The following is a 24295-nucleotide window of genomic DNA, read 5'->3' on the forward strand; positions in this document are numbered from 1 at the left end:
CACCAGCATCTCGGGAGGCCCGCCCTCTCCGGCGGAGCCACACGGGGTGGGGAATTCAGATGAGCATCACTGGGGAATTTCGATGAGCGCCGTCACCGATTCCTTCCCAACGCCGACCTGCTTGGCCACAGCCTCGGCCGCCGCTGTCAGCGACGCATACTCACCACCATGGGTCTGCAACAACCGCAACGCCCGCTCACGGACCTCTGGATCGATCTTCTTCGGCATAACGCTCATCCTTCCTAACTCAGAAGGAAACGGCATCAAACCTAGGGTGATTCATCTCGACGAGACTGGCGCCTTCGACACCATCGAGACCGCGCAAACGGCTATCGACGAATGGGTCCACGCCTACAACACCTGCAGACCGCATCAGTCGCTGAACATGGCCACCCCTGCCAGCGTGTTCCGCAGTCGCAGCACCGATCCCGACACCATGCCCAGCAAGCCTGTTGGTGCCGAGATCCGACCGGAAGCCGAAGTCGTTCGGCCAGCTCCAACCGTGGCCGATCAGTCGAGTTCCGCCATTGAGTTCGACACTGTCGTGCCGCCGTCCGGTGTAGTGACTATTGCCGGTGTGCAACAGGTGTGGGTCGGAAAGAAACTATGCGCAGCGCAGTGTCGTGATGTGGGCTGACCTGTCGAGCGTGTACATCATCTGCGACGACATCGTGATCAAGACGGTCCGGTCGAAGCTGACCACCGCAGACCTGCAACGACTCCGCGCCCGCGGCACCCGCCCGGGCCGGCCCAGACCGGCGCAAGCCGCGTTCGACACCTCCACCGCCACCCATCGGCCGCGAGCTATCGAGATCGACCGGACCGCGAACCGCGACGGCATCGTCATTGTTCGTGGACATGAACTCGCCCTCGGCGTCGTGACGGCCGGCAGCCGGGTCACCCTGCGGATCGACGGCGAGTTGATCCACGCGACCAACGGCACCCACCTGATCAAGACGCTACCCAATCCTCTTGACCTAGAGAATATTCGCCGCTTGACCGGAGTTCGGGAAGCCAGCACCCCGCTGCCGCCTGCGCCACCGTCAGGGCCGCAGAGCGTGCAGCGCCGGGTTCCCAAGAGCGGTCAGATCATGGTGGCCGGCCAACGCCTCCGAGTCAGTCCGACCTACGCCGGCACCATCGTCACCATCATCGTCGACGATCACCACCTACGAGTGCTCGACGGCGCCAGAGAACTGTCACTGCACGCACGAACCACCACCAAGACCATTCGCAACTTCAACGCCCACCGGCCCCACCGCCGGTAAGCATCTCCCGAGAACACGACGTCACGCATCTCCTGAGACCGCACACGTCACGCTCGACCGAGTCCGCTGAACTGCGCGAGGCCCGTAAGCGGATCCGCCTGCTTGAGCAGGAGAACGAGGTGCTGCGTCGAGCGGCGGCGTATCTATCGCAGGCGAACCTGCCGGGAAAAGGCTGTACCCGCTCGTGAAAGAGCTCGCCGCCGACGGGATTGCCGTGCAACCTCGAACTGGGACCACGGTGACGGTGTGGGAACACAAGAATCGGGCGCGTCGGCTCCCTGCGGTCAGGTCGTCGTCGGGGGTGCCGGTGGCCTCACCGCGGCCTCGGCGACATCCGGGTGCGACATGATCCATCTTGGGGCGGGCCTATCAGCTACCCAATGGTGGATCGATCACGGTCGGCTCAATGGAATGAGCAAGGACCTGTTCTCCGCGCACCTCTATCAGACGTCTGGGGGATCATTGACGGCGCTGCGGCCACAGTGGGCGTTCGCTTCCGCAGAGACAGACCCTTCGGCGACCCCGCGTTCGCCACTCGCCTCGGACTAGACTGATCCCGCTCGCGAGAGACGGTGCCGCCCCAGTCTCCGCCCTCAGTATTTGATCACAACTGTGTTCCTTATCGCGAGGAGCACTTGTCCAAGTGTCGGATGGGCGGGTCGAACGACTCGTCGTCTACCACCTGATCTAGTGTCATCACGTCGCCCCCGGTGATGAAGCCGGCGAGCCAGTCAGGCCCCAGGTCTGGCGCGACCAGTAGGACCGAATCAACTCGTAGGAACTGATGCCCACGATCTCGTGGTTCACCCCGTCGGACTCCGGTAGCGACCCACCTCAGTCGATCCAGATGCGAAAGGGCCGGGCTAGGGCCAGCCACTCACCGATGCGGTGCTGGCAGTTCTTCTAAACGGCGGACCTTAGGGATCTGGCGGCGGAGTCCAGTGAGGTGGCAAGGCTCGACTCAGTGTCAGTTAGAACCGCCGCGGCCTCGATGACGTGGTCGAGCCGGGTAGCAGCGGTCGAGCCCTTGTGTACGGCCGCCTGAGCGACTGATGTCCATGCTGCAGCCGCTCGGTGAGCATCTCTGGCAAGGTCGCTGGTTGCAGCATCGCCGGTCAGTCGGGCGATCTCGTCGCAGCCACACGCGAGTAGTCGTCGGAACAGGCCACCACCCGTACCTGCCTTCTCGATGAATGCACCAAGACTGAATAGGTGGACTTCGAGCACGTCGGAGGGCAGCTCATGCCAGAGCACCACGTCAGAGGATAGTGCTAGGGCTGCGTCTATTCCGTGTGTCCCCGAGTGTTCGACAGGGCCGGCGATCGTGGATCCTGCGGGCGCGCGCATGCATGCCGCAGATTGCGCGAACGCCTCCGCAGCCACGACGGCGATTGACGGTAGCGCCTCGGGCCAGTCAATGCGGAAGAGCGTATGTCGGGTCGGCTCGGGGAAGGTCATCGAGCGTCGGGCTCGCGCCAGCGCGTCGAAGGGAACCTGTTGAATTTCGACGCGATCGTTGTCTGCGACGTAAGCGATTTCTGCGTCGCTGTCGTAGCCCACTATGACGATATCGTGGCGACTCATGCGCAACTGAACGCGCAGGTAGGGCAATTCAGCAATTTCGGCCCACACGAGCGCGGGCCGGCCGCGGTCGAGTTCGTCGCGGACGAGATCCCACCCTAGCTGGGGATCGTCGGTGGACCGGACCTCCACCGTAGCGCCGAGACGGCGGGGGAGGTCCATCTCGAAGTCAGGACCACGTCCTACCAGATACAACGGCGGCACGAGGGCGTCGGTGCGAACATACGTGAGCGAGAGTGCTCCGCCCAGAGCGAACACCAGACCCTCGTTCGGTGGCCCGTCGAAGCCTAGTCCCGACCACTCCATCAAGTCGCGCATCGCGCTGGAGCCGCAATGGCCGCCCATTCGGTGTGGATAGGTGTCGAGCAATGACTCGGACATTGTCATGGTCTCCCTAGTGGTGGTGGACACTGTGCGACGGGATCTGGCCGACAGGTGGTGGCACGGGTGTTCGAGCGGGCAGTAACCTGCGGCGGTAGCCCGCCGGAGCGCACACTATGCGCGGAATGCGTCGGACGGAGCTGGCCGTCCCGAGAAGATCCGAGGGCCGTAGGCATGCCGCAGGCCCGCCAGGATTTCCTCGAGGGGCAAGTCGTTGTAGACGCCGCGTTCGTGCACGTACTCCATGTGCGCGGAGCCGTCCGCCGCGTGCGCGTGAAACAACGCGTCGCGATCGCCGGTGAAGTCGATAGGTGGGACCCCGAATCGAGTGCACAATTCAATGTTGAACGCGGGTGTAGCTTTCAACCAGCGCCCCTCGATGTAGACGTGGCTGTATCCGTGATATACGAAGACGTCGGTTCCCATGAGTTCGCGCAGCGCGTCGGTCTGCAGATGATTGCGTACATCAGCGAAGCCGAGCCGGGCCGGTATGTTTGCCGCGCGGAACGCGGCTGTCAGTACGACCGCTTTGGGTACGCAGTACCCACGTCCGGACTCGATGACATGGCTGGCCCGGTAATGATCGGGCTTGTCAGAGACGGTGTAGGGGTCGTAACGGATCTGGTCTCGGACTGCGGCGAAGAGGCGCCGCGCCTTCTCGCGATCGGTGTCCGCGTCGCCGACCGCGTCTTGGGTGAAGGCCTGCACGGTCGCGTGATGGATGTCGAGGAAGGTCGATGCTGTGAGCGCCGCCGCCGGCCTTTCCGCTGCCGCGGGTGATGTGGTCATGGTGTGGCTCCGATCAGTTCGGACCTGTCGAGCGACGAACGCTGTGCGATCGTACGCTTCGCGTTCATGAAATCCTTGGGTCTGTTGACGCAGTCCGCGGCGATCAGCTCGCCGTCGTTGAAGTAGTAACAGGTGAAGTCACGGTCGTGGTCAGGGTCACCGCTGACCAGTACCTCGTCGTACCCGGTGTTGAGCCCGGCGATCTGCAGCTTCAGATCGTATTGATCGGACCAGAACCAAGGCAGCGCGGTGAGACCGGCTTCGTTGCCGCAGATGGTCGCTGCCGCGACCTTGGCCTGCTCGGTGGCGGCCGCCACACATTCGAGGCGGACGCGCCTGTCGTACCGTGCGATCCGTTGGTTGACGCAGTCGCCGGCGGCGACGATGTCGGGGTCGCTGGTGCGTGCATGGTCGTCGACGATGACTCCGTCGTCAACCTCGAGGCCCGCGGCGACCGCGAGATCCGTGTTGGGAATGATGCCGACACCGACGATGACGAGGTCCGCGGCCAGGGTCTCACCGTCGGCGAGCACCACCTCTTCGACTCGCCCCTCCCCGCGAAAACCCTCGACCAACGCGCTGGTGCGAACATCGACACCCTCGGTCCGGTGGGTACGGTCGAAAAACCTCGAGACCACCGGCGCGGTCACCCGCTCGAGCACGCGTTCCGCAGCCTCGAGAACAGTGACGTCCACACCCTGAGCTCGAAGTGAGGCGGCCGTCTCCAGGCCGATATAGCCGCCGCCGACGATGACGGCCCGGCAACCTGGCACCACCGCGGCACGGATGGCCTCGACGTCGGTGGCGGTGCGCAAGTAGTGGACGCCCGTCAACTCGGCGCCCGGAACGGTCAGCGCGCGGGCGCGCGCGCCGGTGCACAGTGCCAGCGTGGCGTAAGACACCACGTCTCCACTGTTGAGGGTGACAGTGTGCGCGGAACGGTTGATCGCCGTCGCCGTTCCGTCCACGAGCTCGATCCGCTGCTTGTCGTAGAACTGACGTCCGCGGATCGCGCAGTCATCAAGCTGTGATGCACCTGCCAGGTATGCCTTGGACAGCGGTGGACGCTGGTAGGGGAGCCTGCCCTCGTCGCCGATCAGCAAGACATCCCCGGCCCATTTCTCCTTTCGGAGAGCGCCCGCGAGTTGGACGCCGGCGTGGCTCGCGCCGAGGATGACGACCTGATCAGCCGTCACATTTCCCCCTTGGGGGTCAGGCGAACCATCATCTTGCTGATCCCACGGACAAAGTTCGATTGCACGTACTCCGGCTCACCCACCACCTCGATGTTGTCGAAGCGAGGGAGGAGCTCCTCCCACAGGATGCGTAGCTGGAGCTCGGCGAGCCGGTTGCCCATGCAGCGGTGTACACCGAAACCGAACGCGATGTGGTTGCGGGCGTTGGCCCGGTCGATGATGAGCTCGTCTGGACGCTCGAAGACGCGCTCGTCTCGGTTGCCCGAGGCGTACCACATCACCACCTTGTCACCCTTGCGGATGAACTGGCCGCCGAGCATGACGTCCTTCTTGGCGACCCTGCGCATGTAAGCAAGAGGGGTCTGCCAGCGGATGATCTCCGACACCGCGTTGGGGATGAGGTCGGGGTTGGCCTTGAGCTTCTCGAACTGCTCGGGGTATTCGTTGAGGGCCAGCACTCCGCCGCTCATGGAGTTGCGGGTCGTGTCATTGCCGCCGACGATCAGCAGCACGAGGTTACCGAGGAACTCCATGGGGCGATCGTCGAGGAGGTTCTTGGTGTCCTCGTTGCTTTGCAGCATGGTGATGAGGTCGAAGCCAGGCTCTTCGCCGGCCACGGTACGTGCCGCCTTGTCCCGCCACAGCGAACTCAGGCCTTGCGCCATCGCGACCATCTCACGGAAGACCCTGTCGTTGTCCGAGGGGCCGCCGTTGGCCTGCTCCATCGAGGTCGCGAGGTCGGACCATTCGACCAGCTTGTGCCGCTTGTCGTAAGGGAAGTCAAGTAGCGTCGCGAGCATGCGTGCAGTGAGTTCGATCGACACAGTCTGGACCCAGTCAAACGGCTCGTTGAGTGGGAGTCCGTCGAGGACTTCGCGGACGCGCGCGCGGATGAGCCCCTCCATCTCACGAAGGTTCTTCGGAGCCACCACGCCCTGCACTGCGGCGCGCTGCTTGTCGTGCCGGGGCGGATCCATCGCGATGAACATCGCGATGTCCATGAAACGCGGGGGCCTGCCGATGATGATGAACGGTTCGGCGGAGAACGCCTCGTGATTCTTGTCGACCGCGATGATGTCGGCGTGTCGCGTGACCGACCAGAACGGACCGAAGGGGCTCTCCGAACGGAAGTGCACCGGCGCCTCGTTGCGGACACGCTCGAAGTACGAGCGCCACATACCCTGGCGATACAGGAACGGGTTACTCAGGTCGATTTCGGCGAGATCGACCTCGTCCACCGGCGGGATCGGGGTCTCGGTGAAGATCTTCTGGCCGTCGGTCCTTGTGACGATTCGGCGGGTCTTGTCATAGACATGCGCCCCCCGGATCTGAAGGTCGATCGGGATCATTGATTGCGCCTTCTCGGCGACGGTGGCTGCGATGCTCATGATTGCATTCCTTCGTCGTTGCGGGTCAGAGTTGGAATTCCGGGAGGCGAACAGTCAGGCCGTCCCACTCCTCAGTCGCGATCATCTGGCAGGACAGCCGCGAGGTTCCTTCCCGTTCCGGATGCATGCTCAGCATCTCTTCCTCGCCCTCGCCGCTGCGCCCGACGGTCTTGATCCACGCCGGGTCGACAATGACGTGACACGTACCGCAGGCCGCTTCGCCACCACAATCACCGTCGATGCCGGGGACGGCTTCGTCGACGGCGGTCTGCATGAGCGACTTCCCCTCCACGAGATCGGCTTCGTAGTCGTCTCCATCGTGGGTGATGTATGTGATCGTGGCCATGGCCACCTCCTTGCACGTATGAGGTTCCCCTTGAGTGTGAATGTGCGGATCCCGACCGATCCATGTGTGAACGTCGCAATCTGTTGTTAATCTGGCTCACGTGACCCTCGGTGAATCCGGTGTGCCCCCGTTGGCGTTTGCACAGCTTCTCGACAGCGGTGCGCTGGGCACGGAGGCGACGAGCGCATTCGGTCGGATAATGGCCCAGGAGGGCACCGACCTCAGAACGTTGATCACGCAAGAAGCGCAGGTGCCGATGCAATGGTTTCATGACGTGTATCCGACGATGGGGCCGCACGACGGGTTTCGGCTGGGCCTCGCATTCGCTGAGCACGCTCAGCTGACCTCCTTCGGTCCACTGAGCCTGCCGCTGGTCAGTGCCGGGTCGGTCGTTGACATCGTCGAGTTGCTTCGTTTTCTGCCGTTGATCTCGACGGCGCTAAGTGCGGACTTTCATCATGGCGCCAGTGGTCTTACCATCGGTCTCGCAGGGCGCACCGACAGCGCGGGTACCGACTGCTTTGCCGTCACTTATGGGGGCCTGACCGTTCTGCGTCTGGTGAAAATACTCACAGGAGATGTGTCCTCAGCAGAGTTACACCTGACCTGCCCGGCGCCGACCGAGCCGCTGAACGTGGGAGAGATAGGGCATCGAGTCGTCTTCGATGCGCCAGCGTCATTTGTTCGCATACCAGCCGAGGCGCTTCATGAGGTGTGCCGCTTTTCCGATCCCGTCGCCTACCGGATCGGTACCGCCGAACTGCGACGGCTCTGCGATCAGCGGCGTCACAACTCGTACACGCAGCGCGTCCGAGCCCAGTTTGATGCAGACCCTGCTCGAGTCAACGCTAGTCGGATCGCAGCAGAGCTGTCGGTATCGGTAAGCACACTCAAACGGCACCTACACGCCGAGGGCACCACCCTGCGCCGCCTACGACAGCAATTCATGCAGGAGCACGCCATCCTCCGACTTCTCGATCCCGGCGTCGGAATCGGCCAGATTGCTACCGAACTGGGGTACTGCGACGTCGCAAGCTTTTCTCATGCGTTTGCTCGGTGGGTCGGCTGCTCCCCGTCGCAGTTTCGACTTCGACGTGCACGCCCGCCAGCCGCATGAATGCTCGACCAGCCCAATCGGGGCGTCAGCTGATTACACCACAACGAATTTCGCGACTGGTTCATAACGTTTCGATACGGTAACCCGGGCCCGCCCCGTCCGAAGCGCACGGTCGTTACAAGTCAGCCAGCATCGCCTACGCGGCAATTCTCAGCCACACCTCAACGTCTGCCGCCTCGCCGAGGACACCAGCCGGTTCGTTCTAGCCACCGTTATGGCCGCCATGGTGGGGTTCTCGAACAGTCTCGGCGAGGAAGTCGGTCGTTATGGCATCGGAGTCTCACTCGTCTGCCCTTCGGAGGTCAACACCGACTACTTCGAACGGAACGATGCAGACATGGGGTGGTACCCCCGGATGTCGCAGTGGTTTCCGGTTCTGGAGCCCGAAGACGTCGCTCGACGAACTGTCCGGGCGATACGCACCAACCGGCGTGAGGCCATCTTTCCCTGGGAATGGCGCTGGCCACCTGGCTGCACAAGCGATTCCCGAAGATGGGGATCAGTGTTCTCAAAGCGCTCGGCTTGGCTTGTTCCGTCCACGCGTCATCCCGCCGGGGGAGCTGGCGGGCTTGCGAACAAGGCGAGAATGACAGCGTGGATCTGCACGACGGATTCGGCACGCGAACCCCGGAGCTGGAGCAGGTGGCTCACGGTGAGTCGTACGAAGATCTCGGTGATCGACTCCAGCGCGAATTCGTCGAGATCGGGCTTCCGAGAACGGATCTGATCGGCTACCACCTGCGTCGCCCGCCCGAGGACGACCTCTGAGTCGACGGTGACCAGCGACAGGAGTTCGCCGCCCTGGAGTCTGCCCGAGATGATCGACATCAGAAGCTCGTTGTCCTCACCAAGGGTCAGTGTGCGCTCCGCGGCGGCTGTGAGTCCGTCAACGATGTCCTGTTCGTCCGCGATGCCCTCGACGACCCCGTGGAGGAAGCGGTCTGCCTCGCGTGCGATCAGCGATGCCGCAAGCTGATCCCTGGTCCCGACCTCGTTGTAGAGGGTCGTACGGCTGATTCCGACCTCGCGCGCCACCCGGGACATGTTCACCGCGGACCATCCCCGTTCCACCACGAGATCGCGAGCGGAGTCGAGTATGCGATCGCGCAGCAGGTCGCGTACTTCGTCGTGGAAGCTCGGGGGCGTAGCCATGTGTCCATCATGCCCGAATTGGCATGCAGGCCTAAGGCGCCCGCCTGAGTGTTTGACACATTAGGCAATTATGTGTAAAAACAATACAGTTCATCTCACAGTGTCAACACACTGTGTCCGACCGCACCGCCCCGCTTGGCCAGGACGGACAGAAGCGGCGACCGGCACACGGTCATCACAGGGACGTGTTCCTGTAGAGGCTCAATCAGCCACGTAATACCCACGCCCACAGACGATTGCGAGCATCCAATGAACGCTGAGGCGAGCGAGAAAGACACCGACTACGACGTCCTGGTGATCGGCTCCGGGTTCGGCGGCAGCGTCACCGCCCTTCGCCTGGCAGAGAAGGGCTACCGGGTCGGCGTTCTCGAAGCCGGCCGCAGATTCGACGATGCGGACTTCGCCAAGACCAGCTGGGACGTTCGACGATTCCTGTGGGCGCCGAAGCTGGGTGCGTACGGGATTCAGCGCATCCACCTACTTCGCGACTGTGTCATCTTGGCCGGGGCGGGAGTCGGGGGGGGCTCTCTCAACTACGCCAACACCCTCTACCAGCCGGGATCAGCATTCTTCGGCGATCCGCAGTGGGCGCACATCACAGACTGGGAAGACGAGCTGACGCCCTACTACGACCAGGCGCGTCGCATGCTGGGCGTGGTCACCAACCCGCACATGACGCCTGCCGACGAGATCATCCGGTCGGTGGCCGACGACATGAGTGTCGGCGACACGTTTGTCCAGACTCCGGTCGGGGTGTACTTCGGCGAGCCCGGTCGTACCGTGTCGGATCCCTACTTCGGTGGGGTCGGACCGGATCGCACCGGCTGCATCGAGTGCGGCGAGTGCATGACAGGTTGCCGTCACGGTGCCAAGAACACGCTGCTCAAGAACTACCTCGGGCTCGCCGAACGCGCTGGAGTGGTGGTGAATCCGCTGACCACCGTCACCGACGTGCGTCAGCGACCCGATGGCTCCTGGACAGTCGACACAGTCAAGACCGGTGCCTGGATTCGTAAGCGCGAGAAGGCGTTCACCGCTCACAATGTCGTCTTCGCGGCGGGTACCTGGGGTACCCAGCAGTTGCTGCACAAGCTCAAGGACTCCGGCCGCCTTCCTGAGCTCTCGACGCGACTGGGCGAGTTGACCAGGACCAACTCCGAGTCGATCCTCGGGGCCACCCGTTACCGCGTCGACGAATCCCTCGACCTCACCAAGGGCGTGGCGATCACGTCGTCGTTCTACCCCACGCCGGACACCCACGTCGAACCCGTCCGATACGGCAAGGGCTCCAACGCGATGGGGTTGTTGCAGGCGCCGATGACCGACGGCGACGGACGGTTGCCGCGATGGCTGCGATTCATCGGCGTCGCGCTCCGGGATCCACTCGCCACAGCACGTGTCCTGGCGGTGAAGGGCTGGAGCGAGCGGACCGTGATCGCACTGGTGATGCAAAACCTCGACAACTCGATCACCACTTTCACAAAGCGCGGTCTGTTCGGTCGCCGGCTCACCAGCAAGCAGGGGCACGGCGAGCCCAATCCCACCTGGATCCCCGCGGGCAACGAAGCCACGCGGCGCATCGCCGAGAAGATCGGCGGCACCTCCGCCGGAACGTGGGGCGAGGTGTTCAACGTGCCGATGACCGCACACTTCCTCGGCGGATGCGTGATCGGGGACGATGAGGACAACGGTGTGATCGACCCATATCACCGCGTGTACGGCTATCCGTCGCTGAGTGTGGTCGACGGTTCGGCCGTGTCCGCGAATCTGGGCGTCAACCCGTCGCTGACCATAGCTGCTCAGGCCGAGCGGGCCGCCGCGTTGTGGCCGAACAAGGGGGAGAAGGACCTTCGCCCGATCCAGGGTTCGGGTTATCGGCGCATCGAGCCCACCGAACCCCGGTCGCCGATCGTGCCGGTCTCGGCGCCTGGAGCGCTGCGACTGCCCATCATTCCTGTCCGTCGAGTGGCAGACGAGAAGATCTCGCGGGCCGCAACGCGTGAGAGCTCCGACGCCCGATGAGCGCACTCGCCCCCGAAACAGCGCTCCCGGAACGACGCCAATCGTCAACGCTCGCACCGGTTCTCAAGAAGGCGCGCCACGGTACCGAAATGGTCGGCGACTTCTTCCTCACCTTCTGGGGCATCGTCAAGATGCTCCCACGGCGTCCCTTCCAGTGGCGTGAGCTGGTGGCGCAGGCGTGGTTCATCGCGAGCGTATCGATTGTCCCGACCATGCTGATGTCGATCCCGTTCTGCGTCATGGTGGTGTTCCAGATCAACGTTCTGCTGAACGAGATCGGTGCGATCGACCTGTCCGGTGCGGGCGCGGGTGTGGCCGTCATCCGAGAGATCGGACCCATCGTCACGGTTCTCGTCGTCGCGGGCGCAGGTGCCACCGCGATCTGCGCCGATCTCGGTTCGCGCACCATCCGCGAAGAGATCGACGCCATGAAGGTGCTCGGTATCGACCCGATCCAGCGACTCGCAGTTCCGCGCGTGATCGCCTCCTGCGGCGTCGCGGTGTTCCTGAACGGCCTGGTGACCGCCATCGGCCTGGCCGGGGGATACGTGTACGGCGTCTTCCTCCAAGGTGCCACGCCGGGTCAATACATCACCGCGATCCCGATCCTCACCGGAATTCCCGACCTACTCATCAGCGAGCTCAAGGCCGGCATCTTCGGTCTGCTGGCCGCACTGGTGGCCTGCCATCTCGGCTTCAACGCGGGAGGCGGACCGAAGGGTGTCGGCGACGCCGTGAACCAGACCGTTGTCTTCAGCTTTGTGCTGCTGTTCCTCGCGAACGCGGTCATCACCACGCTCGCACTGCACTGAAGGCCTCGACATGACTGCGCGAACACAAGAGCAGGGACCACGTTGACATCGACTCAGATGCCCACCGAACCGTCGCGGCGACTGACCGACCGGTTGGACGCCGGGAAGGCGCTGAAGCCCGCCGAATCCTTCGGAGAGAAACTGGCGTTCTACGGGGTGGCGCTGCGGGCGGTACCCAAGGCGATGACCCACTATCGTCGCGAGACCTTGCGCCTGCTAGCTGAGGTGTCGCTCGGCGCAGGTGCACTCGCCATCATCGGCGGGACCGTCGTGATCATCGGATTCCTCACGGCTGCAGCCGGATACGAGGTCGGTCAACAGGGATCGAGTTCACTGGGGCGCGTCGGTGTGGAAGCGATGTCGGGCTTCATTTCCGCCTTCTTCAACACCCGCGAAGCGATCCCGGTCATTGCTGGCGTCGCACTCACGGCGACGGTGGGCTCCGGTTTCACTGCGCAACTCGGTGCCATGCGCGTGAGCGAGGAGATCGACGCGCTCGAGGTGATGTCGGTTCAGTCGCTGCCCTATCTGGTGTCGACGCGGATCGCGGCGGGACTCGCCGCTGTGGTGCCGCTGTACGCGATCGCCCTCTTCACCGGGTACGCCGCCACCAAGTTCGTGAGCGTGTTCCTGTCGGACCAGTCGCCGGGCACCTACGACCACTACTTCCGGCTGTTCTTGCAGCCCGGTGACATCGCGATCTCACTGTTGAAGGTGATCGTCATGGCGGTCGCCGTGATGGCGGTGCACTGCTACTACGGCTACAACGCCAGCGGTGGACCGGCCGGGGTCGGCGTCGCTGTCGGCCACGCCGTCCGCACGTCACTGATCATCATCATGATGGTCGACTTCATCGTCGGTATCGCCTTGTACGGCGGCGTCCACGCGACTGTGCGGGTGTCGGGATGATCGAACACTCACGCAGACAACACCTGCTGTACGCGTTCGTCGCCTTCGCCGTGGTGGTGGGCGTCGTCGTGGCTGCGCTGATGTCGTACAACGGCAGGTTCCAGGCCACCGGGTCCATCTACCTGAACGCCCCGCGCACGGGGCTGCTGCTGGTGCCTGGATCGGACGTCAAGCTGTACGGCGTAGTGATCGGTCGTGTCGCATCTGTCGACGTGTACGGCGATCACGCTCGCATCGAGCTGGCGGTGGAGGAAGACCAGCTCGGCGATCTGCCGACGAACGTCCGGGCGGAGATGGAGCCGACCACGCTCTTCGGCCGCAAGTACGTCGCGCTGACGATGCCGGAGCAGCCGGCGGCATCGACGTTGAGCGCCGGTGCCACCATCGACACCTCGCAAACGCCGGTCGAGGTCTACGACACTTTCGAGTTGCTTGTCGGAATTCTCGACCGTGTGGACCCGGCGCGGGTGAATGCAACCCTGACCGCTGTGCAGACCGGCACCGTCGATCGGGGCGAGAAGCTCGGCGAGCTGGTCGACTCGGTGAACACCTACCTCGCGACCTTCAACAAGTCACTGCCAACTCTGCAACGGGATCTCGAGCTCGGTGCGGACAATCTCGACACATTCGCCGGACTGTCACCGGACCTGATGGCCACCGTCCGTCACCTCACCACCACCTCGAAGACGATTGTGGAGAACCAGTCGCAGCTGACTGCGTTCCTGTTGAGCTTCACCGAGTTCGGGAACACCGGCAACCGGTTCATGACTAACGCGGGCACGCCACTGGTGAAGGCCGCCGACGCCCTGGCGCCGCCGGCGCAGGTGCTCGGAGACTACGGACCGATCTACCCGTGCTTCCTGGACGGACTGAACACGAGCCGCAAATATCTCGAGCGGGCGTTCGGCGGAGCGAGACCGGGCCTCGACATCGTCGGCACCCTGCTCATCGGCGACCCGCCATACCGACCGGGCATCGACGCGCCCGAACACACGGCAGGAACGGCGGGACCGAGCTGCTACGGCTACCCGCGCGCACCCGGCGAAAAGGGGCCGGGGCACGTCGACTTCGACGACGGCAGTCACGCGTACCGCGATGTGAAGTCGATCGAAGACGTCATCGGAAACCCGTTCGCCTCGATGATCTACGGAATGACGAAATGACAATCACCGGACCGGCCATCAAGCTGGGGATCTTTCTCGCTGTCAGCTCGCTGATCACCTCGGCTCTGTTCGTGATCGTCGGCGACCTGCGTTTCGGTCCGACAACGGTTTTCCGCGCTCAGTTCATGTCCGCATCCGGCCTGCGGACCGGCGACGACGTCAAGGTGGCCGGTGTGGTGGTCGGGAAGGTCACCGATGTGGACATCGTGGACTCCGGTGCGGCTGCGCAGACGGGTCTGGGAGCAGAGGTCCGTATGGACGTCGACTCCCACATCCCGGTGACGACCACCACCAACGCCTACATCAGGTACAAGAACCTGATCGGTGATCGGTACCTCGAGCTGAAGACCGACCCCGGAGACGTGGGTAGGAGGCGGTCAGCCGACAGCGTGATCCCGGTATCGCAGACCAAGCCGGCTCTCGACATGGATGCACTCGTCAACGGGTTCAAACCCCTACTGACCGGGGTGAATCCAGAGCAGACCAACAAGCTGTCCGCTGCGCTGGTCTCGGTACTCAACGGCCGCACAGCCGATATCAGCGATCTGATCACCCAAATGGGTGAACTCGGCGAAACCATCGCCGATCGCGACGCGACGATCGGATCGGTGGTCACCGATCTGAACACCGTGCTCGTAACGGTAGCGGATCGCCGGGAGGCCTTCGGCAGCGTCGTCGTCCAGTTGCAGGAGCTGGTCTCCGAGCTTGCCGGTGATCGCCGGCTGATCGCCGACGGCCTCACGAACATCGCGGGCGCGACCACCGAGCTCGACGAGCTGCTGTCCCGAGCCCGCCCCGATCTCACCTCCGACATCGAGCATCTGCGCGGTCTGGCCCAGAACCTGAACAGCAACACTTCAACGATCAACATGCTGCTCGCGAAGATGCCGGAGGCCTATCGGCTTCTGGGCAGGTCGTCGGGCTACGGCAGTTTTGTGAACTTCTTCGTGTGCGGCCTCGCGATCCGCTATCCGACGCTCGACGGCGGACATGCGGACACACCGATGGTCCAAGTCCCAGCTCGGCGCTGTAAGTGAGGGAGACAACCAGATGAGGTCAAAACATCATGAGATCTGACGACTCCCGCCGTCGAATCCGGGCCGGTCTCATCGGAATCGGGGCGATACTCGCGGTTCTCGCGCTCGCGTTCAACTACCGCTCGATTCCGTTCCTGCCCGGCGTGACCGTCGTGGTCGCCGAGTTCTCCGACGCCAGTGGCCTGAATCCCGACGACGAAGTGCACATCGCCGGCGTGGCCGCGGGGAGTGTGCAGTCGATCGAGCTCGCCGAGGACCACGTCGACGTGACGATGCGGCTCACCGACGGCTGGGAGAAGCTCGGTTCCGAGACCACGGCCTCGATCAAGGTCGAGACCGCGCTCGGGCGTCGCTTCGTCCAACTCACGACCGCCGGCCCCGGCGAGCTCGGCGACCGAATCCCGGTGTCGCGGACAAGTTCCGGCTTCGACCTCACCGAGTCACTCGACCAGCTCACCGAGACCGTCGGAGACACCGACAAGAAGAGCGTCGTCGACGCGGTCGAGAGCCTCGACAAGGTCATGAACGATCTCCCGTCCGACATCGGCGGCTCCCTGGAGAACGTCGCCGCTGCGGCACGGACGGTGTCGTCGCGCGATGCCGGAATCCGGACGCTTCTGCAGAAGGCCGATTCGGTTTCCGACGTGCTGGCCGAGCGAAAGGGCAACATCACCAGGCTCATCGACGACGGGTCGGTGCTGTTCGAGACCCTCGTCGATCGGGCCGAGGTGATCCGCAGGCTGCTCACCAGCCTGCGCGCAGTATCCACCGAGATAGAGACGTTCGTCCATGACACCGGATCGTCCACCCCACAGATGCTCGAGGAGGTCCGTCAGGTGACGGCCACGCTCAACGCCAACTACGCCAACCTCGAAAAGTCGATCAAGGGGATGCGCACATTCGTCATGCAATTCGCCGACGTCCTGGGCAGCGGACCGTTCTTCTCAGTACTGCTCCAGAACATCACGCCGGCCAATCTCCGCGGCCAGCAGCCGGGCAGTCCGGGAGGCGGGCGATGAGCACGTCATCAGCCGTCAACCGACTCGGCGGGCCCGCGGTCATCGCCCTCGTCATCGTCGCCATGGTGGCCGTGACCGCGGCGAAGGTATGGGAGAGCACGCACACCTCACGGGCCACAATCTGGTTCACGGACGGCACCGGGCTGTTCGTCGGCGATCCGGTCAAGATGCGCGGCGTCACCATCGGCACTGTCGAAGCAGTGGAGGCCACACCGGCGAAGGTTCGCGTCGAGGTCTCGTACGACGACTCGGCGTACGTGGACTCCGAGGCACGGGCGGCGATCGTGGCGCCGACCCTCGTCTCCGGTCGGTATGTTCAGTTCGTCAACCCGGTCAAGCGATCGCCGGCTGGTGCGCTGAAAGACGATGCCGTGGTGGAGGTCGGCCGGACCGCGGTCCCGGTCGGGTACGACGAGATCAAGAAGCAGGTGACCGACCTCGCGCACCAACTCGGACCTTCCACCGGCGATGAGAAGGGGGCGCTCAGCCGACTCATCGACACCTCGGCCGGTGCGCTCGACACCAGCGGCGGCTCACTCCGGAAGTCGGTCGATGCGCTCTCCGACGCGATGAGGACGCTCTCCGCGGCCGGCCCCGACCTGTTCAGCACAGTCCGCAATCTCCAGCAGGTCGTCACCGCGCTGCGCACCGCCGACCAGCAGATCGTCGGTTTCGCCTCGCAACTCGACGACGCGTCGGCCGTGCTCGACGACAATCGGACGCAACTCGATGCCGCGATCCGTGCCCTCAACTCGATGGCCCCACGCCTGCGCGACTACTTGAAGCAGAACCAGGGTGCGCTAAGCCGTGACGTCAAGGACCTCACCAGGGTGTCCCGACTGCTCGTCGACAGGCAGGACGATCTGGCTCAGATCCTGCACACGGCGCCGACCGCGCTGTCGAACCTCTACAACATCTACGACCCGGACTCGAACTCACTGACGGCCGGTCTCGCGGTGGCCGACTTCCCGGATCCGGTGTCGCTCATCTGTGCACTGCTGACAACCGTGGACGCTCCCAAGTCGGAATGCCAGAAGGCCGAGACCACCCTGACCCGGGTCATCACGTCCGAGATGGCACGCTCGACCGGTCGCCCCGAGGAGGGAGGACGCTGATGGGACACAAGCGCTTTCACGTCGGCGCGGGACTGATCGCGGCGGCCGTCGCGATGTCGACGGTGGCGGGCTGTCGGTTCGACGGCGCCAACTCGTTGTCACTGCCAGGCGACGCCGTCTCCGGTGACAGCTACAGCATCACCGTCCAGTTAGCCGACGTGCAGAACCTGGTGTCGAACTCCCTGGTCAAGCTCGACAACGCGAATGTCGGGCAGATCCGGTCCATCACAGTGCGCGAGTCGTTCGCCGAAGTGGACGTGGAGCTCTCCGAGGGAGTGGAGATCCCGAACGGTTCGACCGTGAAGCTGGCACAGACCTCGGTGCTGGGCGCGCAGTACCTGGAGTTCATTCCTCCCGCGGAGCAGACGCCGGGCAAGCTGTTGCCCGGCGACACACTCGATGTCAACAGCTCCGCAGCCTATCCGTCGACCGAGTCGGTGCTGGCGGCCTTGTCGCTGATCCTCAACGGCAGTGGCCTCGAACAGCTCCGGTCGATCATGACCGAGCTCAACGACGCCACCGATGGCCGCACAGCCGCTGCCAACCGAGCGATATCTCAACTCAAGACCTTCGTCTCCGGACTACACAAGCAACGTGATGACATCGGCCGCGCCATCGATTCGCTCGGCAAGCTCAGCGCCACGCTGGCCGATCAGAGTTCGACCGTGGCGGAGGGCATCGACAACCTGGAACCCGCCCTGACCGTGCTGGCGGACCAACGCGAGGAGCTGGTCACGATGCTCGATCGCGTAGGAGTGTTCGGCGCAAAGGTGGGCAGCGTGATCGCACGCAGCAACGCCGATCTGAACTCCATTGCCGCGGAACTCCGTCCCGCACTGAAGGGGCTCGAGGAGTCCGGCGACGACCTGGTCGGCTCGCTCATCGTCGGGCTCACCGTTCCGTTCCCGGTGACCGTCATCGACAAGGGAATGAAGGGTGACTACCAGAACCTCTTCCTGACCCTCGACCTGTCGGTGGGCGCCATACGCGACAAGGTGCTCGGCAGTATTCCCAAGGTGGCCCTGGCCAGGATGGCGACCTCGCGGCAAGCCGCGGACCCACTCCGCGCTCCATTCGGACTGCGCACCCCCACAACGGATCACAGCCCATCGAAAAAGACCTCACCGCAGCCCGCCGGGATGGGGGGCCCCCGATGAAACTCACCAGACTGGTGCGATGGCAGCTCGTCGTATTCGCTGTCCTCACCGTGGTCAGCGTAGTCTACGGGACTGTCACCTACGTCGGCATCGGTCGGGTCACCGGCATCGGATCGTATCGCGTGGTCGCCGAGTTCGACACCGCCGGCGGCATTTACGAGACCGGACTGGTGACCTATCGAGGTGTAACCGTGGGACGGGTGGATTCGGTAGACGTCGATCTGGCCGACTTGTCGGCGCCGGTTCGCATCACCCTGCGCATCGATTCGGACAACACGATCCCGCGAAACAGTGCGGCGCACATCAGGAGTCAGTCTGCGGTCGGGGAACAATACGTGGATCTGATTCCCCGCGACAACGGCGGGCCCGCGCTGACGGACGGAGACGTGTTGTCGGCCAAGGGCAATGAGGCGCCCACGCCCACAAAAGACGTCCTGGAGAGGACCATGAACCTCGTTGCGACGATCTCGCCCCAGAATCTGGAGACGACCGTCGACGAGGTGTCCGACGGGCTAGGACAGACCGGTGATCGCCTGGCTCGGTTGATCGACGCATCACAGCGGCTGCTCGAGTTGGCGCAGATCGATATCGGCCCCACCACCCGGCTGATCGACGACGCCGAACCGCTGTTGACCACTGGCAACCGGGTGGCCGCCGACCTGACCTCTGCGGTGGCGAACCTCGCGTCGTTCACCGATCAGCTCGCGCTGAGCGATGAACACTTGCGGACTCTGCTGACCCAGACCCCGTCGGCAGCCGACCAGGTGTCGGCCACCCTGACCGAGCTGACGCCTACGCTGCCGACGCTGCTCGCCGACCTCCAGTCCGTGGGACAGGTGCTGCGCGTCAACGTCCCCAACCTCCGGCACATCCTGACCGTCTATCCGGCGTTCACGTCGGGAACCCTGAACTCGGTCGACGGCTACGCGCTCGGCCAGAGTCCGCAGGCTCCACTCGACATCAAGCTCGGAAACACGCTGAACCCGCCCCCGTGCACCGAGGGATATGGCGGCAGCCGACGTCGTGACGCATCGGACATGCGGACTGTGCCGGTGGTTCCGGACCAGTACTGCGACGCGCGCCCCGACAACCCGAAGGTGGCGCGTGGCGCCCGGAACGTCCCGTGCGCGACCGACCCCCGCGTGAGGACTCCCTTAGTGGCCGATTGCCCCGGGGGACTTCCGTCCACGTGGCCGGAGATGTTGTCGCGTCCGCACTCTATGGGCGACGCCGGCGGTGACCCAGGGGCGAAGAGGGTGCCGAAGCGCTTACGTACAGCGTCGAAGCCGGTGCCGTATTCGGAGACCACCGGAAGGTTCCGAGGGCCCGACGGGGTGACGTACTTCGTGGGAACACCCACCAACTCAGCTTCGGCGAAAGGAAAGGCGACATGGCAGTCGTTACTGATCAAGTAGAGGCCACCGGTCCGGAAGTCGACGACGACGCGGTCGGCCCGGAGAGCGCCGGCGAAGGGGCGGGCACTGCTCCACTCCGGTCCGTGGTCACCGTGTGGGCGCTGGTGGCGGCCCTCGTGGCGGTGCTCGCGCTGCTCGGCGTGAAGGGCACCGATCTCTATCAGGCCAAGCAGGACGAGAAGCGGAACTCTGAGGTACTCGACGTCACCCGCGAGGTGGTCGCCGGACTCGTCAGCCTCGACTACCGCCGGTCGAAGGCCGACCTGGATCGGATCAAGTCCGTCGCCACCGGATCCTTTCAGCAGCAGTTTGAACAGCTGGCTACGTCGTTCGAGCAGGTCCTTTCCTCCGGCGAGGTCCTCTCGACTGGATCGGTCAAGGAGGCGGGGATCATCACCGCCGACGACGACGCCGCGCGGGTCCTGGCCGCGGTCAGCTCGATCGTCAAGAACACCGAGGCACCCGACGGGCAGCAACGCGTCTATCGGATGAAGGTGGATCTGACGGCCGCCGACCATGCGTGGAAGGTCAGCAACGTGGAGTTCGTGTCATGAACGCGGGGAGCGCGGACCAAGAGGCGTCGACCGACGCGAAGGCGGCAGAACCGAGGAGGAAGCCATGAACAAGGTTGTGGAGCAAGATATCTCATCCGAGTTCGCCGAGGCGGAGGTGGATCGCGACGTCGACACCGACGCGGCGCCTACCGACGGCGCCGAGAAGCAGGACAAGGTGCGCGGCGGTCATGTCAAACGACTCGGCCCCGTCGTTGTGAGCTGGCCCGCCAGACTTTCGACAAAGGCGCGTAACGGGTTGGTCAGGGTGCTGGCGGCACTCGTGATCGCCGGCGCCGGTGGACTCGGCTACGTGTGGTTCGCGACGAGCGCGGCGACGACGGAGGCATCGGCGGGGCAGTCCGCGCTTGCATCGGCACGTACCGACATCCCCAAACTGCTCAGTTATGACTACCGAACAGTCGACACCGCGCTGCCCGAAGCTGCCGAGACCATGCTGACCGGCAGGTTCCTCGACGAATACACCCAACTGGGCGAATCAGTTATTCAACCTGCTGCCAAGAAGGAGCAGATCGTCACGAACGCCGAGGTGGTCGACGCCGCACTCGTCGCGTCGGACGCCGATCACGCAACCGTCCTGCTCTTCGTCAACCAGACGACGTCCAAGAAGGACGCTGAGGGGCCGCGACTCGACGGCAGCCGCATTCGCGTCCAGATGGCCAAGGACGGCGATCGCTGGAAGATCTCCGAATTCACACCGGTGTAGCCGCGGAAACCCTGAGCCATCCACACCACACCATGGAGAACAACTCATGACTCTCACCACCGATTTCACCACAGTCGCGGAGCTCGACAGTGCGCTGCTACGACTCAGCGCAGGCGAGCGCCGGTGGGCAGACCTCCCGCTGACCCGGCGCGCCGACCTTCTGCAACAGGTGGCGCACCAGGCGGCCGAGCAGGCATCGGATTGGGTTGAGGCCGCGTGCCGAGCGAAGCGGATCTCGCCCTCATCGCCGCTCGCAGGCGAAGAATGGCTGTCGGGGCCGTACCCGGTCATCACGAACGCTGCCACGCTGGCCCGTTCTCTGCGCGACCTGAGCAGCGGCGACAGTCCCATCGCCCACGTACCGACTTCCGTCGCTCCCGGCGGTCGTGTTGCGCTCGACGTCTTTCCCCATCAGATCTGGGATCGGCTACTGCTGTCGGGCGTCTCGGCCAAGGTCTGGCTGAAGCCGGGGGTGAGTGTCACCCAGGCGCGGTCGGCGGCGGGATTGGCGCAACTCGACCCCGCGACGACGCACGGCATGTCAGTCGTCCTCGGCGCCGGCAACATCACCTCGATCGCCGTGCTGGACACCCTGTACGAGCTGATCGCGCACAATCGCGTCGTGATCCTCAAACTGAACCCCGTCTTGGGCGAGATGTTCGACGCGATCAACGCCGTCCTGCGACCCCTGTCCGAGCGCGGCTTCGTGGAGGTCGTCAGGGGCGGTGTCGAGGTCGGCTCGTATCTCGTCGATCACCCGAATGTGGCGCATGTCCACATCACCGGAAGCTCGGCAAGTCACGACGCCATCGTCTTCGGCACCGGCCCGGAAGGCGAGGCCCGTCGCCGGGCCGGCGTACCGAAGCTCGGCAAGACCATCACCAGTGAACTCGGCGGCGTATCACCCACCGTCGTCGTCCCCACCGGGTGGTCGGCCAAGGACATCCGTTTCCAGGCGGAGCACCTGGCCACCCAGCGTCTGCACAACGGCGGCTACAACTGCATCGCCGCCCAGGTTGCCGTGATCCCGTCCGAGTGGTCCAAGAAAGGGGAGTTCCTCCGGGAACTCCGCGACCAGATCGACAAGGCTCCCGCGCGGCCAGCCTATTACCCCGGAAGCGACCAACGGGTCGCCGCGGCAGCCGACCGGCACGCCACGGCCAACGCACGCGAGAACGGCCGGCTGCTGATCGAGGGGCTCTCACCGGACCAGGTGGCCGAGGCCTTCACCGTGGAGTACTTCTCGCCCGTGCTGGCCGTCGTGGAGATCCCCGGAGACGGGATTGCCTACCTCCGGGCAGCGAGCCGCTTCGTCAATGAGCGGCTCGAGGGCACTCTCGGCGCCAACGTCTTGGTGCACCCGAGATACCGCCGCAAGCTCGGTCGAGAGTTCGAGTGGTTCGTGGAATCGCTCCGCTACGGCACGATTGCGATCAACGCGTGGACGGGGGTCGGTTATCTCACCGCAGCAGCACCATGGGGCGGCTTTCCCGGTGCGACCCTCGTCGATGTCGAGAGCGGAATCGGATTGGTACACAACGCATCACTGGTGGACGACACAGAGCGCACGGTCGTGACCGGCCCGTTCCGCCCGCTGAGCCGATCTCTGATCACCGGCCAGCTGTCGATCACGCCGAAGCCGGCGTGGTTCGTCAGGAACACGCATGCGCACCATGTAGGCCGAAAGATGGTTGCATTCGCGGCAGATCCGAAGGCCACCCGGCTGCCGTCGCTCTTTGCGTCCGCCTTACGCGGCTGACGCACCGCGCGCAGCGAGGTGCCCCGTCACGAAGCGTACGGGGTGTGGTGCGTCCACCTCAGGCCGGCTCGAGCGCCCGCTTGGCCTTCTCCAACGCGGCGAGCGTGCGCAACACGGAGTCGCGCTTCGCGGTCAGGTCGGACACCTTGGCCTTGCCACTCAAGCCGCCATCCTTCTGCGCGACCTGCAGACGTTCCTCGATCTCGGTGAGCTGCGCCAGGAGGCTCTGCGCCCGGCTCATGAGCTCGGCGCGGTCGGGTCGTGAGACGTTCGCCGGCCCGGCGACGCCGGACCTGACATTCTGCGGCTTGGTGGCCACCGCCTTCCCGCCTGCCTTCGTGGGCAGTCGTCGTCGCGGTTCGACGCTTCGCCGCCGGGAAGCAGCACGCGGGGGAGTCTGCGTGCGCGTCTGGTTGAGCACCGTCCGCGCCTCTCGCCGCGGAACTCCGCGATTTCGTCGGTGGACGAGCACCACACGCAAACACTCGAAGTGGTTTCGGTCACGAACGCATCGGCAGCAGCGGGATTGACGGGGAAAAGAGTACGAAACAAAGTTTTTCACCCGGAAATCGGGTTTCCGGTACACCGTATCCCGCCGCTGACTTGACCCGCCGGACCGTCCCCGACGCGCTGTTCATCGTCGTCGAGCAACTCGGACCCACCCTCGTCGTTGCGGACACGAGCTCGAGCCGGCGGCGGGGCAGTGGCGTTTACCGGCCACCCCCGGCGGGAACCTCATCTGCGTGCGATTACCTTCGGTACAGATGACGACGTGTCGGGCTGGAACAACCGGCCCTGCTCGACGGTGACGACCGTGTACCTGGCCGAGGCATTGCTGGTTGTGGCGGAGGGTCAGCAACCTCCGGGTCTGATGCCGGCCCGGCAGCAGATGGCGGTGTCCCTGGGCTGGCACATCGTCCTTGCGTGTTTCGGGGTGGCGTTCCCGACGATGATCTTCGTGATGCGCCGTCGCGGCATCGTGCGCGACGGCCCTGTCGCAATGGGACTGGCCCGACGGTGGGCCAAGGTGTCGGCAGTGCTGTTCGCGATCGGCGCGGTCTCGGGCACGATCCTCAGCTTCGAGATGGGTCTGCTGTGGCCCGGTTTGATGGGCCGGTTCGGTGACGTGCTGGGATTGCCATTCGCGTTCGAAGGGCTGTCGTTCTTCGTCGAGGCGATCTTCCTCGGGATCTACCTCTACGGCTGGGACCGCATGCCGCCTCGACGCCATCTGCTGATGCTGATTCCGATGGGCATCGCCGGGGTCGTCGGGACGTTCTGCGTGGTCTCGGTCAATGAGGTTCCCCCCGAACCGTAGAGGCATCGATAATGAGGAGCACGATGCCAGAGAAGCGGAAGAAGTACGACCGGGAGTTTCGTGATGGGGCGGT

General features: G+C 64.4%; 24 protein-coding genes and 2 pseudogenes. 18 read left to right on the forward strand and 8 right to left on the reverse strand.

What is annotated here, in order from left to right:
* Nucleotides 1–66 precede the first annotated feature (66 nt).
* Entirely contained in the window at nt 67–228 is a 162-nt protein-coding gene (locus tag ABZW74_RS19430; protein ID WP_355278579.1) for a hypothetical protein, read from the reverse strand.
* Nucleotides 229–274: 46 nt separating this feature from the next.
* Here ABZW74_RS19430 and ABZW74_RS19435 point away from each other — a divergent pair, with 46 nt between their 5' ends.
* From ABZW74_RS19435 to ABZW74_RS19450, 4 genes and pseudogenes are all read left to right on the forward strand, one after another.
* On the forward strand, nt 275–637 hold the full coding sequence (locus tag ABZW74_RS19435; RefSeq protein ID WP_338855981.1) for an integrase core domain-containing protein: 363 nt from the start codon (nt 275–277) through the stop codon (nt 635–637).
* Nucleotides 627–1268, forward strand: coding sequence for a hypothetical protein (locus tag ABZW74_RS19440; RefSeq protein ID WP_026920504.1), 642 nt, complete (start codon nt 627–629; stop codon nt 1266–1268). Before ABZW74_RS19435 ends, ABZW74_RS19440 begins: the two co-directional genes overlap by 11 nt.
* A gap of 53 nt (nt 1269–1321) precedes the next feature.
* A pseudogene (locus ABZW74_RS19445) lies at nt 1322–1479 on the forward strand (IS3 family transposase); the annotation flags it as partial.
* Nucleotides 1480–1622: 143 nt separating this feature from the next.
* Nucleotides 1623–1822, forward strand: a pseudogene (locus tag ABZW74_RS19450) (TetR/AcrR family transcriptional regulator); the annotation flags it as partial.
* Between the two features lie 349 nt (nt 1823–2171).
* Here the strand turns inward: ABZW74_RS19450 and ABZW74_RS19455 are convergent.
* The 5 genes from ABZW74_RS19455 to ABZW74_RS19475 form a co-directional block, all read right to left on the reverse strand.
* Nucleotides 2172–3236, reverse strand: coding sequence for a BtrH N-terminal domain-containing protein (locus tag ABZW74_RS19455; protein WP_026919815.1), 1065 nt, complete (start codon nt 3234–3236; stop codon nt 2172–2174).
* Nucleotides 3237–3344: 108 nt separating this feature from the next.
* Nucleotides 3345–4019, reverse strand: a complete 675-nt coding sequence (locus tag ABZW74_RS19460) for a transglutaminase-like domain-containing protein (RefSeq protein WP_266063774.1) — start codon at nt 4017–4019, stop codon at nt 3345–3347.
* Nucleotides 4016–5215 carry an FAD-dependent oxidoreductase gene (locus ABZW74_RS19465; protein WP_005195132.1) on the reverse strand — a complete coding sequence of 400 codons (1200 nt, stop codon included), beginning with the start codon at nt 5213–5215 and terminating at the stop codon, nt 4016–4018. The genes ABZW74_RS19460 and ABZW74_RS19465 overlap by 4 nt, the downstream gene beginning before the upstream one ends.
* Nucleotides 5212–6603: a cytochrome P450 gene (locus ABZW74_RS19470; protein WP_005195133.1), complete on the reverse strand. Its 1392-nt coding sequence runs from the start codon at nt 6601–6603 to the stop codon at nt 5212–5214. The genes ABZW74_RS19465 and ABZW74_RS19470 overlap by 4 nt, the downstream gene beginning before the upstream one ends.
* Nucleotides 6604–6628: 25 nt before the next feature.
* Nucleotides 6629–6949, reverse strand: coding sequence for a 2Fe-2S iron-sulfur cluster-binding protein (locus tag ABZW74_RS19475; protein WP_005195134.1), 321 nt, complete (start codon nt 6947–6949; stop codon nt 6629–6631).
* 100 nt (nt 6950–7049) lie between these two features.
* Here ABZW74_RS19475 and ABZW74_RS19480 point away from each other — a divergent pair, with 100 nt between their 5' ends.
* Complete coding sequence (locus ABZW74_RS19480) at nt 7050–8066, forward strand: AraC family transcriptional regulator (protein WP_005195135.1); 1017 nt, start codon at nt 7050–7052, stop codon at nt 8064–8066.
* Between the two features lie 543 nt (nt 8067–8609).
* Here the strand turns inward: ABZW74_RS19480 and ABZW74_RS19485 are convergent.
* Complete coding sequence (locus tag ABZW74_RS19485; RefSeq protein WP_005201328.1) at nt 8610–9218, reverse strand: TetR family transcriptional regulator; 609 nt, start codon at nt 9216–9218, stop codon at nt 8610–8612.
* Between the two features lie 249 nt (nt 9219–9467).
* Between ABZW74_RS19485 and ABZW74_RS19490 the strand changes: the two genes are divergently transcribed.
* The 12 genes from ABZW74_RS19490 (at nt 9468) to ABZW74_RS19545 (ending at nt 22904) form a co-directional block, all read left to right on the forward strand.
* Nucleotides 9468–11240, forward strand: a complete 1773-nt coding sequence (locus ABZW74_RS19490) for a GMC family oxidoreductase (RefSeq protein ID WP_005201331.1) — start codon at nt 9468–9470, stop codon at nt 11238–11240.
* The gene (locus ABZW74_RS19495) at nt 11237–12052 is read left to right on the forward strand and encodes an ABC transporter permease (protein ID WP_005201333.1); all 816 of its coding nucleotides are present in this window, start codon (nt 11237–11239) and stop codon (nt 12050–12052) included. The genes ABZW74_RS19490 and ABZW74_RS19495 overlap by 4 nt, the downstream gene beginning before the upstream one ends.
* Nucleotides 12053–12109: 57 nt before the next feature.
* Nucleotides 12110–12961, forward strand: a complete 852-nt coding sequence (locus tag ABZW74_RS19500) for an ABC transporter permease (RefSeq protein WP_006369842.1) — start codon at nt 12110–12112, stop codon at nt 12959–12961.
* Nucleotides 12958–14124 carry an MCE family protein gene (locus ABZW74_RS19505; RefSeq protein WP_005201337.1) on the forward strand — a complete coding sequence of 389 codons (1167 nt, stop codon included), beginning with the start codon at nt 12958–12960 and terminating at the stop codon, nt 14122–14124. Before ABZW74_RS19500 ends, ABZW74_RS19505 begins: the two co-directional genes overlap by 4 nt.
* The gene (locus ABZW74_RS19510; protein WP_005201339.1) at nt 14121–15161 is read left to right on the forward strand and encodes an MCE family protein; all 1041 of its coding nucleotides are present in this window, start codon (nt 14121–14123) and stop codon (nt 15159–15161) included. The genes ABZW74_RS19505 and ABZW74_RS19510 overlap by 4 nt, the downstream gene beginning before the upstream one ends.
* 29 nt (nt 15162–15190) lie before the next feature.
* On the forward strand, nt 15191–16180 hold the full coding sequence (locus ABZW74_RS19515) for an MCE family protein (RefSeq protein ID WP_005201341.1): 990 nt from the start codon (nt 15191–15193) through the stop codon (nt 16178–16180).
* Nucleotides 16177–17295 carry an MCE family protein gene (locus ABZW74_RS19520; protein WP_020169772.1) on the forward strand — a complete coding sequence of 373 codons (1119 nt, stop codon included), beginning with the start codon at nt 16177–16179 and terminating at the stop codon, nt 17293–17295. The genes ABZW74_RS19515 and ABZW74_RS19520 overlap by 4 nt, the downstream gene beginning before the upstream one ends.
* A complete protein-coding gene (locus ABZW74_RS19525; protein WP_006369841.1) occupies nt 17295–18452 on the forward strand; it encodes an MCE family protein in 1158 nt (385 codons plus the stop codon). Before ABZW74_RS19520 ends, ABZW74_RS19525 begins: the two co-directional genes overlap by 1 nt.
* Entirely contained in the window at nt 18449–19867 is a 1419-nt protein-coding gene (locus ABZW74_RS19530; protein ID WP_005201346.1) for an MlaD family protein, read from the forward strand. Before ABZW74_RS19525 ends, ABZW74_RS19530 begins: the two co-directional genes overlap by 4 nt.
* Nucleotides 19843–20421: a hypothetical protein gene (locus ABZW74_RS19535; RefSeq protein WP_026919819.1), complete on the forward strand. Its 579-nt coding sequence runs from the start codon at nt 19843–19845 to the stop codon at nt 20419–20421. The genes ABZW74_RS19530 and ABZW74_RS19535 overlap by 25 nt, the downstream gene beginning before the upstream one ends.
* 64 nt (nt 20422–20485) lie before the next feature.
* Nucleotides 20486–21145 (forward strand): hypothetical protein, encoded by a 660-nt coding sequence (locus ABZW74_RS19540; protein WP_005201351.1) that lies wholly within the window; start codon nt 20486–20488, stop codon nt 21143–21145.
* A gap of 46 nt (nt 21146–21191) precedes the next feature.
* Nucleotides 21192–22904: an aldehyde dehydrogenase family protein gene (locus ABZW74_RS19545; RefSeq protein ID WP_020169775.1), complete on the forward strand. Its 1713-nt coding sequence runs from the start codon at nt 21192–21194 to the stop codon at nt 22902–22904.
* A 58-nt stretch (nt 22905–22962) separates the two neighbouring features.
* Here the strand turns inward: ABZW74_RS19545 and ABZW74_RS19550 are convergent, their stop codons facing one another.
* A complete protein-coding gene (locus tag ABZW74_RS19550; protein WP_010844852.1) occupies nt 22963–23223 on the reverse strand; it encodes a hypothetical protein in 261 nt (86 codons plus the stop codon).
* A 453-nt stretch (nt 23224–23676) separates the two neighbouring features.
* Between ABZW74_RS19550 and ABZW74_RS19555 the strand changes: the two genes are divergently transcribed.
* Nucleotides 23677–24222: a cytochrome ubiquinol oxidase subunit I gene (locus tag ABZW74_RS19555; protein WP_005201356.1), complete on the forward strand. Its 546-nt coding sequence runs from the start codon at nt 23677–23679 to the stop codon at nt 24220–24222.
* The last annotated feature ends 73 nt before the right edge of the window (nt 24223–24295 follow it).

This window comes from Gordonia sp. NPDC003585 (assembly GCF_040610755.1).
GTDB lineage: Bacteria > Actinomycetota > Actinomycetes > Mycobacteriales > Mycobacteriaceae > Gordonia.